Source organism: Capnocytophaga sputigena, from assembly GCF_002302495.1.
Taxonomy (GTDB): domain Bacteria; phylum Bacteroidota; class Bacteroidia; order Flavobacteriales; family Flavobacteriaceae; genus Capnocytophaga; species Capnocytophaga sputigena.
Genome location: NZ_CP022379.1, coordinates 813,676 through 833,621 on the forward strand (window position 1 = coordinate 813,676; position 19,946 = coordinate 833,621).

Genomic DNA, 19,946 nt, shown 5'->3' on the forward strand with positions numbered 1-19,946 from the left:
AAGCAAACTCTATTCGTTTTTCATTGCGTTGATAGCGCATTTTAAAGCCAATACGCTTCCTAAATGCACTCCTTCGTGTGAGATATTGAAATAAATCGCTTCTTCAATGGTATTGAGTTCATACTCTATACCTGTTACATAATGATTGTATTGTTTAAAAATTCCTTTTTGGTAATCAGTTTCAAGTAAATCGACTGTGCGGATGAGGAGTTGCTGTAGTTCTTCTATCTCGGCAGCAGTAGGAATATGTCCATCGGGGATGGTACCTTTGCGATAACGCTCTATAAATTCAGGGGTGAGATAAGTAGGCAGGCCGCTATTGGCATAACAATAATTTTGCTGGGTAACTACGCAATGAGCGAGATTCCACAAGATATTATTTTTAAAGCCCGCAGGAATGATTGCCAACTCTTCAGGCGTGAAACTATTGAGCAATTTGAGTTGTCGCTCACGCAATTTTCGGTATAAGGTAAATACTTCTTTCATATATTTAAAAATCAAAATCAAAGTCGTTGAGTTCGTCTAATTTGGTACTTTCTTCTTCCGTAAGCACTTCTTGTAAAAGCTCGGCTGTTGCTTCTTTGCCAGTACCCCAAAGGTCTCCTAAAAGTTCGGCTATGCTATTCTTTTGGTTAGGCTCAAAATCGGCAAAAGCACGGCGCAAGAACACTACTGAGCGCATAAACTGTTCTTCGTCTAATTGGCGCACATAATTATCTAATTCTTGCCATATAATTGTACGCGATAACAATGCGTATCTATTTCTTCCAGAAAATCCTTCAAACCACGAAGCTCCTAAATCGGCGGGAACACCTGCTGAAAGGCGGCGTGATACCTCGCGTGCACATTCTTCTTCAGTTGCTAAATTGTGTTCTAACAATATTGCAAAAGCTACCCCTGATAATTTAGTATTTACATCATCGCGCCACGCAAGGTGAGTGAGTTCTTTTTGCCACGTTTCGGTATCTACGAGTTCGTATTGCTGTTCGGAGATGAACTCCATTGTATTCATCGCATCTACGATTGGTTTTGAGGCTTTATCATCACAAGATGAGGCATCAATCAACAATAAAGAGGCACGCAAAAAGAGTTGTTGCAAGATAGGTTTCAGCGGTTCGAGGTTGAACTGGCGGAGGTCACCATACTGAATGAGCATTGAAAGCTCGTGAGCAGCAAAAGCAGTTTCGACAAAATTATTACTATCTACCAAAAGGCTTTGCAAGGTGCTGAGTGCATTGCCAAAAATATGCGTAAGCTGACATTCGCAAGCCTGTCTGATGATTTTGGCTACTACAGAAAGGTCGGTTGCTTCGCTCAGTTGTTCTTTGAGTATAAAGGCAGCTGCAATTTCAAGCGTTTCACCTTTAAGGTTGGCTTCAACGATTTCTATTTCTACTTCAGGACTCCATTGCAAGACCCATTTTTCAGCCCACGAGGCTTTATCTTGCTGTACGCGTTGTTGAGTGGCAAAGTGAATGCCTAAGACTTCCAAACGGTGGAGGAAAGTAGAGCGATTCAGGTCTATGAAAGCAGCTTCTTTGGTTTTTACTTTGAGGTTTTCGCGGAGGTCAAGAGAGAGGTCTTGTGCTATTGCCGATTTGTAGTTGGTGAGTTTCAAGCGTTTCAGCTCCTGATTCATATCCTCCTGCACGGGCGTTTGGCTCACTCCTTCGGGCAATGCTCCAATAGCTGTACCTATATCTACTTTATTGATAGCTTCGGCTACTGAGGAGAGTCCGCCACCGCCAAAGCAAGTTACTACTGCATCGTGCAAATCTTCGAGCACGGGATAAGTACCGCCTTTCATAGCGGAGAGTACATTGGCAAGTCGGACAGCTTCAATCACACTGGCAGAAGAGGCATTTTGCCCTTGGTCGCGAAGTATTTTGGCTATTTTGGTGAGATAGGTAGCGGCAAGTTTATCCATTGTATTGGTTTGCATTGCACGCCACATCAGTTCGAAGTAGTAAGGCGCCATATTGCCCGCTCCGTAACCCGTACGGCTGCTGAGGCGGAGGTAGGAATAAGGCATTAGAGTAAGCTGAGCTGTAGCTTTAGGGAGCTTTTTGAGCTCGTCGTCGCTCATTGCAGGTAGGCTATTTTGGATGCCCAACAAATGGTAAGCACCTACAATCACTACTATTTCCTCAGGTTTAAACTCGGTGCAAGCCTTAGCGATTTCGCGTTTCATATACGCCTCACGAATGAGGTTGTACGAGAAATCAAAAGGTGCTTCTTCATATTCCTTATCTATGACCATTTGGCGCATTTCACCGGATTGTAAGGCAAGTGTAGGCGCAAAAGTATCGGTGTTGAGATTGTGTTCGTAATGGCGTTCCCAATAGTTTTCGTAATCGGTTTCATCAACCTGCTCGGCAAGTTGTTTGTAGAGAGCATTGTGGTACTTGTAGAACTCACGTGCTTTTTCGCCTTCTTCATCAGAGGGTTGTTCCTGACGAAGTTTGAGCATATTTTCGGTAGGCAAATCTATAAACCTAAGCGTTGCTTTTTTCTTTACTCCCCAGCATATTGCTTGATATTCGGGAGAATAGGACGCAAACGGATAGAGCACTGTTTCTATAGGTAGCTCGGTGGTATAGCCCAACATCGCAATGGGAGGTTTTACCCCTTTCTGAGCGATTTGAGACATCAGAGGAGTAGCATCGGCAGGTCCTTCTATAAGAATGCATTTAGGTTTGTGCTTTTCTAAGAAGTCTAAGAGGTGATAGGCAGCCGAGGGTGACAAGTGTCGTACACCAAAAAAGTGAAGGTTATTCATAATAAGTGAAGGTGCGTTCTATAATCTGACGAGGCTCGCCATTGATGAAAGTCGTTTTGGAAATCCAGTTACCTTGAGCATCATATTTATACTCGTAAGTCGCTACATTTTTCTGTTTTTTAGGCAGTTTAGTTTCTGCTTGCAGTTTTACACAATCCCCTTTGGCGTTGTATTTTTTAGTAGTGGTACTCACTAAGTTATTATCTTTATCATACACCTGATTGCTCACGAGCTGATGCTGTTTATTTAGCTTATTTTTTACTATTTGCAATAAATTATTTTGAGCATCATAATAACGCATTTCCACGGGATCGCCTTGTTTATTGTAAGTATAAGTAACAGCAGATTCTAATTCATTGGCGCGGTAGGTTTCTTCTTTAAGTATTTGTCCTTCAGCATTTACTTGATAGGTGTAATGCGATTTGAGAAAGCCCCCAGGTGAATAGGTTGCATCTTTGATAAGATAACCTTCAGGGTTATAAGCATAGAGGGTTTTATCGGAATTATAGCGAGTTTCAAACAACTGCCCTTGTGGATTGTAATAATATTCCATACGGCTATACAAGTCGCCATTTTTGTAGAAGAAACGCGTTTGGCTGAGATAACCTTTAGCGTTAAAATCTTTTTGGAGGTTTTCGAGGTTAGCGATTTTATTTACTGTATCTAAATCGAGGTCTACCGCACCTTTGGCGAAAGATTTTCCTTGAGCGGTTATCTGATAAGGGATAGAGCGCAATGTTTTGACCTTACCTTTAAGTCCAGAGATTTCCCAATCAGTGGGGTTTTGCTGTTGAGCAAATAGCGTAGCAGTAGCTACTAATAGCATAGAAGTTATTAGATATTTCATCAGTTTTTTAGTTTTTAGTTGTGCAAAGGTAAAGATAAATTAGCAAATTAGCAAATTAGTAAATAAACAAATTCCGCGAGGCGTGTGCCTCGCGGAATTAATTTATTTGTTAATCAGCGGCTCTATAGAGGTTGAAGTGACCCATATATTCGTGGTCGTCTTCGCCTTCTTCGTGGGTTTTGAGGATATACCAATAGTCGCCTGTTGGTAATTCCTTGCCGTTATAACGACCGTCCCAAGTTTGTCCTGAACGCAAAGTGGTGATATAACGTCCGTAACGATCGTAGATGTCTACCGTTAGATTTGGATAACTGCGGTATCTATCTGGATCCCAACCATCGTTCTGTCCGTCGCCGTTTGGCGTGAAGAAGTCTGGTGGTACTGACTTCATATACTCTTTCTCTATAGTGAGCGTTGAACTACAGCCATTAGCATCGGTTACCTCTACTACTACTGTTTTGTACACTCTATTACCTACCACTCGTGTGGTTGGATCGGTTGAACGCAACATATACTCGTTAGTACCATTGGTAAAGCCATTGAAGTAATAAATGTACTGCGTTGAGTTTCCTCCCTTGGCTTGTACCTTTACCGTATTGATAGATCGTGGATCACTCTTATCTTCTAATTCTAATCCTGGATAACGGGTCAAGCTTACTGTTTCTCCATATACTTTTGTACAATATGGCGCTCCTGGATAAGATTGATATTGTACCGTAAGGGTGTATTGTCCCGTTGGAATAGTTCTCGTATAAGCATACTTACCTTCATATCTATCAAAGGCTATCATTGGTCCTCCACCTAATGAGTACTGCATATTCCTTATCTGATTTTCATCAGCGTATGGGAACTCTATGCGCAAGTAACTTGTAGTATAAGTAGTCGATACTGTTGAACAGTTGAACATCGTCTTCACATTCATCTCGAGATTTGGTGCTTTTGGCACTGTTATCTCTAAGGTTTGTGAACAGTTACCATCATTGTACTCTAAGAGATAAACTCCTGCTACATTGGTTTGTGTATATACCGCTCCTGCTGTAGCTAAAGTACCATTGGTTACTGTGGTGCCTGAGGCTGTTTTAATCGTAAAGTTATACGGTGCTCTACCGCCTCGGATACTAAAGCTCAAGCTACCATCATTGGCTTGGTAACAAGTTTCGGATACTGTTGAGGCTGTTGCTTTCAACAACTCTGGTTCCTCTATAGTGAAGCTTTGTTCTAATTCACAGTTTATCTCGCCATTAGATCTCACTTTCACTGTATAGATACCTGCCGATAGACCGGTATACTTGCTTACTCCATCGAACGTACCTGCCTCTGGGGTAATGGTATAAGTGTAACTATTAGTTGCTCCACTTACCGCAAAGGTTATCGTACCATCATTTATTCCATAACAACTCATATCGGTTTTCGTTGCTGTGGTGGCTGTAAGACTATTGTAAGCCGTTACATTGACTGTAAGGGTAGTGGTACATCCATTGAGGTGGGTAAAGGTGATGCTGTGAACCCCTGCTGTTACTCCTGTAAATTTACCTGAGTTTTGTGGCGCTCCACCATCTAAACTGAAGCTTACCGCTCCTGTGTAGCTAGCATTCACCGTTGCATTAATGGTGTTCACTACTGTATTGTTACCACAACCGTAGCTTACCGTAGCTGTAGCTTGCAAGTCTACTCCTTCTTTGATAGTTACTGGCACTTCTGTTGTACAAGAACGTGCATCTTTTACCGTAATGGTGTGAACTCCTACCGATAAACCTGTATACAAGGTCTTATCTACTGTCCAAGCGCCTCCATCAATTGAAGTGCTATAAGACTGTGTTCCTCCTGTAATGGTAATCGATACTGTACCATCACCTGCTCCATAACATACCTCATCGGTTTGTTTGTGGATTACTGCATTCAATACATCGGGTTCGTGGATGGTAAATACTTCATCTACAAAACAGCCATTCTTATCTTGTGCTCTTACTACATACTGTCCTCTACCTAAATTCGTGAAGTAACCTTCGGATACAAATCGGTCTAATCGAGGACTGATAGCATATTGTACATCGCCTGCACCTCCGGTTACCGTCATTGAGATGGTACCATCACGCATTGCGTTACAAGTGATATCGGTTGTAGCTGTTGCTACTGTAAAGGCTGGTGATTCATCTACATCTACTGTTCTCGATACAGTACAGTCTACGCTGATGACCTCTACTTGATATTTACCTTTATTCAAGCCTGTAAATGCCCAGTCGGTCGCGTTTACTTGGGTAGCACTAGCCGTAGTTGAGTGTACGCCTGATTTGTACAATTTGTACTGATAGTTACCCAATGCTCCCGTTGCCGAGAAGGTAATACGCGCTGAACTTTCTCCATTACATTTTACAAAGGCATCCTCTGTATTTACGTGTAACTGTAGTGCTTCTAAGGCTGTAATACTTACTTTATTTGATACTTTAGATCTACATCCTTTACTATCGGTTACATAGAACTCGTAGTCGCCTAATGGCTGACCTCCGTTACCTACCTGGATGCTATTGCCTGCCAATGGGGTAGCATTACCTACTTGGTAGTAAGTATAAGGTGGTGTTCCTCCCGTAACAGTAATCGATACAGTGGCTGGGTTGTTACAAGTAAGCGGACTAGCAATACTTGCTACTACTCCAAGTTCTGATGGTTCATCAATGGTTATTTCTACTTGGGCATCACAACCCCAACCATCGATGATGTTCAGTACATACGTACGAGCATCTAAGCCGGTGAAGGTGGTACTGGTTTGTGCTCCTCGTACAATCGCACCTCCTAACTCTTTAAGCTCATAAGTATAGTTGCCGCTGCCTCCACTGATGCTTTGTACTGTTATGCTGCCTTCGCGGGCTCCAAAACAAGTCACATCGGTATGGGTTACATTGGCACTTATTGGCGCTGGTGCTGCCATTACTTGGGTGAGGGTAGCCACACAGCCATTCTCATCTTTCACCTCTACTGTATAGGTATTAGATACCAATCCTTCAAAGAGGCTTGTGCTGGTATAAGTTCCATACTTGCTATGAGGTGCTCCTCCTACAAGTAATCGGTACTGATAATTACCCCATCCACCTGTTGTCTCTACACTAAAGGCTCCGGTTTGACCTATACCACACTTGATGCGGTCGGTAACTGTTGGGGTAGCGGTAATAGTGGTTGCTGGTTCGGATACCATTACCACTGAACTGGTTACTGTACAGTTCGGTGCAGTTGTTTGAACCATTCTCACCACATAGCTACCTTTGGCAAGACCGCCTATAACTATTGTTCTTGTTGCTGCTCCGCTACCTATCTGTGTTTGTACTGTTCCTGCAGTTCCTGGTGCTGGAGCTAAAGTTGTAGCATTGAACACTTGGTAAGTAATTGCACCTTGATAACCACTGAAAGTTACTGTGATTTCTCCATTGCTATCTCCCACACAGCTCACTGGCTTGCTTTGTGCAGCACTTACTTCCATCGTTCTGTATTCGTTTACAGTGTGAGATACTGTTGCATAGCAGCCTGTATCTCTATCGGTTACTTTAATAGTGTAGTAACCTGCTGCATTGAAGTGTACCGTTGCTACATTTGTTCCTGCTGTAAGGGTTTGTGTTGATGGCGTTGGCGTTGCCACACTACCATTGGCTGTTACCTCTACTACATAACCGAGGTTCTTACCTCCTACTATAGTGAAGTTCACTGTTTCGGATTGGTTACAACTCAAAGTTGATATACGGGTAGCATTCACCGCGCTGATGCGTTGTAGTGGTGGTACTACCATTGGAGTATAGACTGCTCTACAACCATTGGCATCCTCTACATTCACTATCACTGTTTGGGTAGCACTACCTGCACTGGTAAGACTGTATACACTGCTGTTTATCCAGCCTGAAGTGCTTGTGTTTGTTCCATCAAATACTTGATAGTTGTACTTATAAGGTTGCGTACCACCTTGGGCTACTGCCGAGATAATCGCTTGTTGAGCGTTGTTATCGGCATCGCACTTATAGTGGGTGGTTACCGTGGTGGTATTGCTCACTATCAAGGCTGCTGGTGCACCTATAATTATCGTTTGAGTAGCTGTACAGTTACGTGCAGAGGTGAGTGTTACCGTGTAAGTACCTGCTGGCATAGCTATAAACTCTATGTCCTTAGGTGTGGTGTTCACCATTTCACTGCGGGTAAAGCCGCCGCTACCTACTATATTGATTTGATAATCGGTTTGGGTTTGTGTACCTGGTATGGTAATTTTTAACTTACCATCACTGCTGCCATTACAGCTTACTGCTGTAGTGGTGTAAGTGAAGCTCACTGTTGCTGCATCGGTTACTGCAAAGGTGTGGGTTTGGGTAGGACAACCTGTTGCCACATCGTATACCGATACTTCATAATTACCTGCCGGTACATTAGTAAATCCATTAGTAGTGGATGTTGTGCTCACTCCTGTAGTTACGTTCTTAAGGGTATAACGCAAACTTGGTGAATCGCCTCCTGCATAGGTTACACTAATGGTTGCGCCCGTTGCTGGGGTACAAGTTACTTGCTTGATAAAGCGTACGCCTACTCCTTCTACCGGTTCGTACAAGGTTACCGATTGGGTGAGTGTGGTGGTACAACCCCAAGAATCGGATATGGCTACTTGGTAATTACCTGCACTTAAGTTTTGGAACTCGGTGCTGGTTTGAGCTCCGCCTTGAGCAACTCCATCTTTGATGAGTTGATACAAGTAGTTCGCTCCTTCACCTCCCGTTACACTTCTCACTCCTATAGCGCCCGTACCATTAGTACAGTTCGCATTGGTTACCGTAAGTGTACCACTGATAGTGGTTGGCGTAGCTATCGTTACTGTATTGCTAAGTGTTGTAGCACAACCGTTGTTGTCTTTTACCAATACTCTATAAGTTCCTGGGGTTAAGCCTGTACGTACACTTGTATTTGTCCACACTTCTAAACCTGCGGCTGCTTGACCTATATAGTACTGATAAGTACCCCAACCTCCTGTTACATTCTCTATAGCTATCTCTCCACTATTGTAAGTAGGGGCACTCGCACAAGTGGCTTGATGTACTGTAACACTTGCTGTGATAGCCGATGTTGGCTCTTCTATCTTGAAGCTATAGGTTTGTTCACAAGCTGTATTATTGTCTTTTACTGTTACTGTATAGGTATTTGGTGCTAAACCTGCTATGTTGAAGCTAGCTGTTGTTCCCGTTGCTGTAAATGGTGCCGCAGGGGTTATGGTTCCTCCTGCTGGACTCAACGTTACATTATAAGCGTGACCATTTACTGTATTGCTAAGGGTAAAGGTAGCTGTTCCATTGTTTGCTCCTTTACAACCTACATTCTTCACTTGTGGGTTTACTATGCTAAAGTTGTTTGGATTAGGCGAGATGTACAACTTGCTCGCTATACAGCCCGTCGCTCTATTGGCTACCCAGAACGTATAAGTTCTGTTAGGGGCTATGGTAAAGCTATTGCTTGTTTGCCAGCCACCTGCTGTTGGGGTAAGGGTTCCCGCTGGGGCAGTTGCACCTTGATAGTACAACAACTGACCTGTAAATGGTGCTCCTGAACTTTGTGTAGCATTGATAGTAATAGTTTCACTCGCGTTACAAGTTCCTGTAGTGGTTACCGCAAAGTCGATCTTATCTACATCGAAGGCTTCGAACGGTTTAATAACCACTGAGGTTTGGGTGCTACATCCATTGGCATCAATAGCGGTGATGGTTACAATACCTCCTGCGGTATTACCAATGCTAAAGCTATTGCCTGTGCCTGATACCGTACCATATAAGTACTCTATTCTATAAGGTGATGTTCCTCCTTGTACTGCACCACTTGGCACTGTGATTTCTGCTTGTTGTACGCTTCCTGAACTACCACAACTAAACTCGCGTTTGTTGTTCTCTATAAGCGTTTTGCTAAGGGTAAGAGCAGTAGGCTCTTTCACCGTAGCTGTATAAGTGTTTTGACAGCCATTAGCCGTTACAGTAATGGTGTATAAACCGGCTTTGACATTTGTTATCTCTCGGTTAGTACCCACTGCTGGGGTTACACCTCCAGGTCCTTGTACTGCATAAGTAAAGGCTACTCCTAAGGCTGCTGTATTGCGTTCGGTGATGTAGATCACCCCATCGCTACCGCCCGCACAAGTTACTGATTTTACCGAAGTGGTAATCTCTGGTCTCTCGGCTGCATTTACCGTTACTGACCTTGTGAAAGTGTTACAAGTGCTCGGTGCGTTCTTGTCTTTTACCGTTACTGTATATACACCTACTGCCGTTACATTGAAGGTAACTTTGTACTCGCCTGCTGTTTGTGGGATTGCAGCTGGGGTTGTTGGCGTACCTCCTGGACTGGTATAGGTATATTCGTAGTCGCCTGAACCATTGTCTACTTTTACAGTGATTCCAGCAGCTCCTCCTGTACATCCTAATGGAGTTGTTAAAGCTACACTTGCCTCTAAAGCATTGGTGATGCTCACCGTTTTGGTAGCTATACAACCTGTAGCTTTATCACGGATTTGTACATCGTAAGCTCCTGCTACCAAGTTACCAAATACATTGCTGCTTTGATAATTGATACCACTATCTATAGAGTACTCATAGCCTGCAATCTCTGCTGCTGGTGCTACTGCTCCTGATGCTCCTGTTTTAGCTTGTGGCTGGATGGTAAGTGTATACTGACCATCGGCACAACCTACTATTGGAGTAGCTGCAATATCTGGAGCTGGGGTTACCGTAAAGGTGTAAGTACCTAAATCTGCTTTACAACCATATTGGTCTTCCATTTCTAATTTTACTCCAAAGTTATAAGCAGCACTTGGATAGCTTGGCATCGCTGGGGTTGCTATGTTATCTTTTACTATCTGTACTCTTGAACTACCTGTAACTATTGGTGCTCTAAAAGTAACTCCTGCTGTTATTGGGGTTACGGTGTAACGATAAGTACCGCCACCTCCAGTAGGATTTTGTACCTCTAATACTCCATCACTGTTACAAGTAATAACTGATGTTTGTGATACAGTGGCTGAAAGTGTTTCCATCTCTCTGATGTAAAGATCTCTACTACCCCACTCACAATTAGTACCTTCTTTTACTATCACATAGTAAGTTTTATTAGGTGCTAAAGCGTAAGGTCCTGCTGAAGGAGTAAATGATGTAGCATCTTGTCCTACTCCTGGCATTACTGCTGACCCTGTATGTATTGGGGTACCTACTGTTAAACCTGGTTGTTTTTCATATATCGTCCAGTTAAGAGTTGCTCCCGTGCTAGCACTTGTATAAGAAGCGCTACGGTGGATCTTAATGGTTGCCTGACTGCTACTTGCTCCGTTACAAGCTGGATTGGCTATCAATGTTGCTGTCATCGCTGGAGTGGCTACATTAGCATAGATATCTTGCGTATCCTCAATTTCACAACCATTTTTATCTTTTACTCCAAAGGTGTAAGTACGTCCTACTACCAAGCCCGTAAACACATACATACGTGAATTTGCTGGTGTAGGTGTTAGATAAGCTCCTCCATTTACATTGAATAAGAATGGATCTGATCCCACTCCCGTAGGTACTGTTACCGTTGCTGTAAAGTATTGTGTACCTGCCGCTGTACAGTTATAAGTGAACTTATCGATATTAGTCGTTATACTTAATGTTGCTAATGGTTTAGGTACTATATAAGCAATCGCTGCTGTAGTACATACATTAGGTGCTGTAGCATTAGGACGTGTTGCAAAACGTACTTGGATGGTTTTACCTGGTTCTGTTACTCCTGATATAGCTCCTATATCGTAAACTCTCGTTGGCATTGGATGCCAGCTAGCTCCATTATCAATGCTATAGTATATTTGATTACCACCTGCTGTATAGGCATTCCAAGACTCAGTGGTCATACTCAAAGTGAGTGTTGCTGCGCTTCCTGCTTTTAAACATCCAGCACTTGTTGATACACTGATGCTCGCTGTTAGTGCTGGCATATCGGCTAAGGTGATGCTTTGGGTTGTGCTACAGCCGTATTTATCAGTTAATGTTACTGAGTAAACGCCTGCCGCTACATTGGTAATCGTATAGCTACTACCTGCAATACCTGTATAGTTGGCTATCACTGGTGTGCCTGCTTTACCATAACTTACCTTGAAGTTGCCATCGCCTTTGATATTACCCAATACGATCTTACCAGTTGCTGATCCTTGACAAGTAGGCGTTACTGTCGCCGCTGTAAAGGCTACATTGTCCGCTTTCTTCACCACTACTTGGTGGGTTTTCACACAAGCTGCTGAACGTACATATACTATCCAAGTCTCTGATGCTGCCGTAAAATCAGGTACATCAAAGCTTCTTGCTGTACTACTGTATTCACTATCAGTTGGCGCTGGATCGCCTTGTTTCTTATAAGCAAATTCTATCGTGCCATTACCGCCTGAAGCTGTTACTTCTATCTTACCTTTCTTACAACTTTGGTCTGTTACTTTCACCGTGCTGTTAAGCGATGGGTAGATACGCACTTGTGTGGCACTACTACAACCATAACTATCGGTAACTGTAACACTATAGCTGCCTTGGGTAAGACCCGTAAAGGTGTGCGTAGTGGCGCCTGCTGCTAAACTTATGGCTGCATTATTATTTAATTTTACTTTATAACCTCCGTTACCTTGAGTGATTTTTACCGCTATCTCTCCATTGTTGTTGTTTGAATAACAAGTGGTTGCCGAAGTGGTAAAGGCTACGGTGGTAGGGGTTGTTACCGTAAAGATTCCTGTGAGCTGTGTACTACAACCATTCTTATCTACCACTCTAAAGGTAGGCGTACCTGGCGCTACTCCCGTAAAGACATTGCTTGTTTGGGTAGTTACATTGCTGCCTACTTGATAGATATAGGTATATGGTGGCGTACCTCCGCCTGCTGTAAGCGTTACACGGGCTTTGGTGTTGTTTGAACACATCGCTGGCTCACTAATAGTTGCCGTAAGGGTAAGCTCATCGGGCTCGGTGATGGTTACTGTGCGAACTATTCCACAAGTGCGGTTAGAGAACTTGATGGTATTAACTCCTGGTCTTAGACCATCTACCTCAAAGGTTGGTGCGGTAATCTCGGTGGCATAACCTGCTCCTGAACGTATCGCTCCATTTACCTCAGAAATACGATAACCCGCTCCGCCTAAGTTCTCTACCTTGAAGGTTACCTTACCGGTTTGTGCTCCCTTACAAGTAGCGTGAGTGATGCTCACTACACTGGCTTTAAACTCTTTGCCTGAGGGAACTACTACCTGCTTGGTGATTGATTGCTCACAAGATTTTGCCTCTTGGTAAACATAAATATCATCCATACACAAGTCACTACCCCAATTTGCCCAAGAGTTTGTACGTATTTGGATATCTATAGATGTATTATTACTTGGATTTAACTCTCCCGCAAAACGTATCCAATTATCAGGATTTAGATTGTCGGCAAGAGGGCCTGATTGTTTCGAAGCTATTGTATTTCCATTACTTACCAAACGAATTTCTACATCAGGCAATTTTGCTCCATGACCAGGTCTAAATAAGTTCAATAGATATAATTCATATTTAATCGGAACATTTGGCATTATATCATTTACTTGTTTATGATATAATATATCTCCTGTCCCCACATTTCCTACATCAACAAAGAAATATCTACCACTAGAATCTGCACCTGCTGAAGTATGGTCATTAGGTTTGATCCAAATACTTGGATATCCTCCCATAGGTAAATATGCTGAATTTTTATTCAATATCACATATTTTCCAGGACCTATTCCATTTGAACCATTAGGTGAACAAGTAAATGCTGAAGACACATTTGAACTACAAGTATCAGGACCTGAGGCAAAATCTTCTTTAATGAGAATACTTGAAGCTGGTGGATTAGCATCTTTATATTTGATCGTTACTGTGTAATTACCTGGGGCAAGTCCCGTAATGGTAGCGGTTGTGCCTGTAGCGGTTTTGCCACCTATCTCATACGTATAATCGTAAGTGGTAGGAATACCTGTAAAGCGTACCGTTGCATTACCATCACAATCATAACTTGTTATAGTGTAAGTGGTTCCTGTAGGCTCTGATATTCTAGCTGTTACCGTTACAGTCATTCCTAATTCACATCCATTAGCATCTTTTACATAGACTGTATGAACTCCAGCTGGCAACCAAGCTACTTTACTGCTACCGTAATTACCATCAAACTTGTATTGATATGGTGGAGTACCTCCACTTGGATTGGTAATACGCACCTCTGCCTTATCTTTATTGGCTCCTGTTCCTCCACATCCTATAAGTTGTGATACCCCTGCAAAGGCTTGCAATGGATTAGCCGGTTGAGATATTGTCGCATTTTTAGTGGTTTCGCAATTGTTCGCATCTACTACTTTTATAGTATAACTCTTTGCCGACAAGTTGTTGAAAACCAATTGACTACCTTTAGCTACTCCATCTAAGAATACTTTGTAAGGGGCTTTGCCGCCCGTAATAGTTAAAGATAAACTTCCATTATTAGCTCCATAACAACCTATTGTTGTTGTACTTACTGTTACTGTTGGCGCTACTGCATTTAACAAAGTAGCACTGCCTGAAACCATACAACCTTTACTGTCTGTCACTTCAATGGTATAAGACCCTGAGGTTGCTGTTTTATAAGTAACTGTATTGTTGGTAGGTACATTTTGGGTATTTTGTACAATACCTCCTCCTTGTTTTACAACATAACGATAAGGCGGATAACCATCTTTTACCTTAAGGGTGATTTCTCCTTGGTTAGCTGGGGCTGCGTTACAAGAAATATCCTTTGAAACACTTGCTCCCGTACCATCTATTGAAAGTGGATTCTTAATTTCAACACTATAGGTGGCTTTACATCCATATTTATCTGTTACTGTGAAAGTATGAACGCCTGCATTTAAATTGTCGAATATATAAGTATTCGTATTTTGCGTTGCTTTTGTAACTCCGTTGTGTTGGAATACATAAGGTGCGGTGCTCGTATTATCGGAAGTACGTACCTCTACCTCTACTTTACCTTTCTGACCCCCTTGTAAACAATAATTGTTATTCGCTGTATTGGTAGTACCTGTAAGGGTAAGGATTGGAGCACTCAACACATTTACAGTCGTGTTTTTCTCACAATTATTAGCGTCTCGTACATATACCGTATAAGCACCTGTTTGATTTACTGTAAAGACTGGTGAATTTTGATAACCATACAACACTGTGCCTCCTTTTCTCAATGAGAATTGCTTAACTCCTGTACCTCCTGTAGCTGTAACTGTGATGTTTGTAGTACCATTACAGCCTAAAATTACATTAGATGCACTAACTGTAATAACCGAAGGATCTACAATGGTGAAAGTGCGGGTTACCTCACAGTTAGCATTATTCTGCTCTGCACGGATTTTTACAGTATGACTAACTCCATTTAAATTAATCCATCTAAAGAGATTACCTGTCATCGCTACAAAAGCTCCCCCATCTTTACTTACATAATAAGTAGATGGTGCATTCTTTAATGTAATTTGATAAGACCCTCTGTCTCCATTACACTTAGGCTGAGTAATCACCTCACTAGATGGATCTACACCAAAAGCCTTGTCGTTAGCTACATTTACTGTAAGGGTATAAGTGAAACCGCAAGTTTTTGGCAATTGGTATACTGTAATATCATCAAAAGCAAAGTCGTTACAAGCTGTAGTATTCCATTTGGTACGTATACGTATTTTAAGACGCTTATAAGTTCCTGGATTTACACGTACTACAGGGGTTAGAGCTGTATTCACACCTGTACCATCAGAAGCAAAGCGGAACCACGCATCGGCATTGCCTCCATTGGTAGGTATTTCTTGTGATTCAATACGTCCTAACACTTTGTCTCGACCACCTTCAATCACTACATTACCAGCATCGTCCAAAGCTACAATTTCCATAATCATCACAGGTAAAGCACAACCTGGAGCAGCATAAGAACTCACTAAGTTATAACCAAACATTTCAAACTCGATAGGTTGGTTTTCCATTACGTCCATTACGTCTTTCTCATAAAAGATTGCACCCTCCTCAATAAGTTGACCAAAGTCTACTGCCAAATAGCGAGAGGTATTGTCTAAACGATCTGTATGGTCGTTAGGGAACATTGCACTAGATTGCCACCAACCTGTTTGAATATGATTATAGATATCGCGTTTACCTGCAACAAAGTATTTATTCCAATCTAAACGATTGTAACGAGGATCTATCAAGGTATAAGCTGTGGTCATCCCTGAAGGAGGGGTAGTATAAGGATTGCCCTTACCGAAGTCCTCTTTAAGCAAAGGAGCAGGGCGGGTAGTTGATGGATCATCGTAGTAAACAGTGATAGTATGCACCCCTGGAGAAAGGTTTTTAAAGGTTCTCGTAGTTGTTTCGGTACCATCTATCAGATATTTATAGATATAATTAGGCTTGTTGTTGCCAAGAGTAAGAGTTCCTTTTCCTTGACAATCATAAGTGATTGCAGAAGGTGTGAAGATAGGAGTATCAGGTTTATCTTTTACTGTAACACTAAGGTTTGTACGTGCGCAACCTGCTGCATCACGTACTGATAGAAGATAAGTACCTGGCGCTAACCAACGTTCGCGAGTGCTTGTCCACACGCCATCACCAAAATTGTACTCGTAAGGAGTTTGACCTCCTTGTACATTAGTAAAGTGTACTAAACCTTTACCTATATTGGCACCTGTACCACAACTCACAAGTTGAGCTACACCTGCTGATGCAATCAATTCGTTATTACCCCCAGTTCCTATAGTTACATCGCGCTCTACTGTACAAGCGGCAGAACTACCATATTTGTAACGGAAGACAGTGTTATAAGTTGTACCTGGGGCTACTATAAATTCACGTCCCGTTTGGAAAGTAGTACCTCCATCTACACTATATTCATAAGTATAACTTACTGTACTTTGAGGTTCACTGAAAGTAATTTGGCCATTTGCACCACAATTGATGAGTTTGCTAGTTACTGTATTTGTAGGGGCTGGAAGTGAAGTAACAGCTACTGTTTCCTGCACGGTACAGTTGTTAGCATCTACTATTTTAGCTGTATAAGTACCTACTGTAGAAACGGTAAATGTATAAGTTGATTGAGCTGTACCATTTAAGTTTACACCATTACCTATAAGCTGGAAGTTATAGCCATAAGGTGCTTTTTTGCCACCTATAGCGGTAAGTACTACTTTTGCAGCACCACACATTAGCGGTTGTGCTAGAGCAGCCGTTATTTTAAGTTGGTTGCTATCATTGATAACCACTGATTTTCCAGGTAAGCAAGTGGCATTGATATCTTCAGAAGTTACCTGCACGAAGTAAGTGCCTGCAGGTTGTGCAGGGAAGGTATAGGTAGTACTGCTAATTGTTTTAGAATCGAGCACTGCTCCTGTAGCTCCGCCACGACGGAGGGTAAAGGAGAATGGAGGATAAGCATCGGCAATTGTTGCCTGAATAGTTGTTCTTCCATCTTTACAAAGTATCTCGGTATTTGTAACTGTAAGTGAAGGAGTGCGTTTTTTGATCACTACATTTTCAGAGAATACACAAGGCAACATTGTATTGCTCACTGTGTTTTGCTTAATAAGCACAGTATAAGCATCAGGAGTAGCGATTTCGAATACTGGGTTGGTTTGATAATTAGTTACTGTAGCAGTTCCTTTTTTTAGGGCAAATTTATATTGAGTGTTGTTCACCCCTGTTATGGTGATTTTACCTTTTTTACCGCAAATGATATCTTTGCCATCTACTTTATAGGTAAGGTTGTTTTTGGTTACCTTAAAGTAATAAGTAGAGACACAGTTGTTTTGGAAAGTTACCGTTAGACGGTAATCGCCAGCCTCAGTAATTACATAGTCGTTAGTGGTGGTTGTAGCTTTGGTTACCCAGTTACAACCATACGTATTTTCTAAAACAGGGCATTCTTTATCGTGACTAGATGGAATATTACAATTGTCACGTTTTTGCCAAGTATAGTTTTTGGCATTAGTCAATCTGAGGTTGATTACCGCTTTGGCATTTGCCCCACAAAGATAGAGTTGTGGATACACCACCCCATTATCTGGACAAGTATAGACCTCTTGCGCAAAAGGAATAAGCGGGTGCTGACTGAGTGACTGGGCGTGAGTTTTTACGGTGATTTCCTCAACACGTGTTTGGCAATTGTTAGCACCAGTACGGGATTTTTCGACACGGTATACTCCAGGTGCATTGATTGTAATTTCTTGGTTGTTACCAGAAATATTAGTCCACCCTGTTTGACCAAGTGCTTGGAATTTCCATTTGAAAGTATCGTAATTACCGTAGAAAATACCATAGTCCTTACCTGCTATTTTAGCAATAGGGTGGTTGTAGTCGATGCCTTGAGCTTTGATTTTTATATCATTACCACAAAGTACGGCTTCTGAGTTACAAGACGCTGTACTGATGTCACTCACTCGTACTTCAGTAGGTTTAGGTTCGCGGTCGCCACATTCGTCTAATTTGAGAGGGCTACTCACGTTGAAATCAGGGTAGTAGGAAAGGTTATCGGCGAAGAAGCGCGCATAGGTACGGATATATTCACTACAAGCAAAAGTAGTGAAGTCACAATCGTTTGTAGTTACTTTGAGATGGAATTTTACGATAAACTCTTTACCAGGAGCCAAAGTTCGCTGCCCTGTTCCCATAGTAGACTGTATGGAACCAAATACAGCAGGAGTATCTCCTGTTATATAATAAGCTGAATCGAAAGGACTCGCATTTGCTCCATTTGAGAAGACTAATTCATTTTTGATAAGGTCTACATTAGGTTTTACACCTGTTTTGAGAGGCTCCAAAAGTTTGTTAGGATAATAGAGCACAACACCAATACCAGGGAGGGCTCCTCCTTGAGAAGGACCAAAGTTAGCATCGGCTTTACCGACGTTTTTTACTTTTACTTGATAAGTGAGGACATCACCTTTATTTACATTTTGAGGATTGTTGATATTGGTGATATCGGTTCCACCTTTAAAGACACGAGTTTCAACTTCGAGTTTAGGCTCGTAGTTCTCTACAGAAACGGCAGTAACTACAGGGAGATACACGTCACCCGTAGCTCTTAATTTTACGTTTAAAGCATTGGTATTGTTACCTATAATAGAGTTACCAGGGTTAGGTACATTGAAGACATCTAAGTCAAAACCTAAATTATTGATAGAAGCAGGACGACGGGTAGATACATTGCTACCATCGAGGGTTACTGATGAATCAAAGAAGTTATCTGTCCAATTAGGGAGGGCACTATTGGCTTGCCCCATTTTGTGACCATTTACTTCCATATAATCGCCATCCCACTCAAGCTGTCCTTCAACAGACATTACGCCCATACGGACGTTTACGGGACCTGAAGGTACGGTAGTGAAACCAGTAAGGTTCATATTTATTCCAGAACGTGTTACATACTGGAAACCATCGTAAATATTTATTTTTTTAGAAGTAACACTACTACCAGGATATTCATATACTACCAAGATAGACCAACCTCCCGATAGACCATGCATATTACGGCTCATTCCTCCAGGATTAGCAATTTCTCCATAAATATCACCTACTATATATTCACCAGTAGTTACCCCTTGGTTTTGGAGTAGATTTGTAATATCTTTAAAACAATAATATTGCTTAGCTGATTGTGTGCCAATAGTACCACTTTCATCAGCAGTAAGATCGTGATACTCATTTTTACCAGGTAGCTTGAGTTTTACTTTTCTGTAATTACTATTAGAGGTGTAACCAGACCAGTACAATGCAGCATAACGGATGCGTAATGGACAACCGTTTTGCAAAGTAGGCAAATTGAGAGTAGCTGCACTTGATTGGAATCTAGGAGCATTGGCTGCTGTAGAATTCTTATCAATATGGATATAATCAAGTGTACGGTTATTCCAAGCATTAGGATTATGTCTATAATCTCCTGGAGGGTAAGGAGTATAACGATATAGGGGATCTGTATCATCTCTATCTTTGCGATCCAATGGCTTATTAGGATCTGGATGATACCAAAATTTACCCACATCATTATTACGAAGATTGATGTTTTGGTTACCAATCATCGTAAAATCACCATTGATACTTTGACCAGAAAAATTTTGGCGCAAGCTGAAATTTTTCTGTGCAAAAGAAGTGAATGTAATAAAGAAAATTGCTAAGAAAACTGTTAGTTTTTTCATAGATATATGAGTGAATTTCTTTTTTAATTACTGAAATTGTGTAGTATTTTGACACACTTACACTTTAAGGCGCAAATGTACAATATTATTTTTACACAGAA

4 protein-coding genes are annotated in these 19,946 nt (G+C 41.8%); all 4 read right to left on the reverse strand.

Features of this window, described 5'->3' with window-relative positions:
* Positions 1 to 9 precede the first annotated feature (9 nt).
* The 4 genes from CGC57_RS03715 to CGC57_RS03730 all read right to left on the reverse strand — a co-directional run bounded on the left by CGC57_RS03715 (position 10) and on the right by CGC57_RS03730 (position 19,845).
* Positions 10 to 486, reverse strand: coding sequence for a DinB family protein (locus tag CGC57_RS03715; protein WP_095898011.1), 477 nt, complete (start codon positions 484 to 486; stop codon positions 10 to 12).
* A 4-nt stretch (positions 487 to 490) separates the two neighbouring features.
* Positions 491 to 2,779, reverse strand: coding sequence for a DUF5682 family protein (locus CGC57_RS03720; protein ID WP_095898012.1), 2,289 nt, complete (start codon positions 2,777 to 2,779; stop codon positions 491 to 493).
* Positions 2,772 to 3,626, reverse strand: a complete 855-nt coding sequence (locus CGC57_RS03725) for a hypothetical protein (RefSeq protein ID WP_095898013.1) — start codon at positions 3,624 to 3,626, stop codon at positions 2,772 to 2,774. Before CGC57_RS03725 ends, CGC57_RS03720 begins: the two co-directional genes overlap by 8 nt.
* Before the next feature lie 109 nt (positions 3,627 to 3,735).
* Positions 3,736 to 19,845: a T9SS type B sorting domain-containing protein gene (locus CGC57_RS03730; protein ID WP_095898014.1), complete on the reverse strand. Its 16,110-nt coding sequence runs from the start codon at positions 19,843 to 19,845 to the stop codon at positions 3,736 to 3,738.
* Between the last annotated feature and the right edge of the window lie 101 nt (positions 19,846 to 19,946).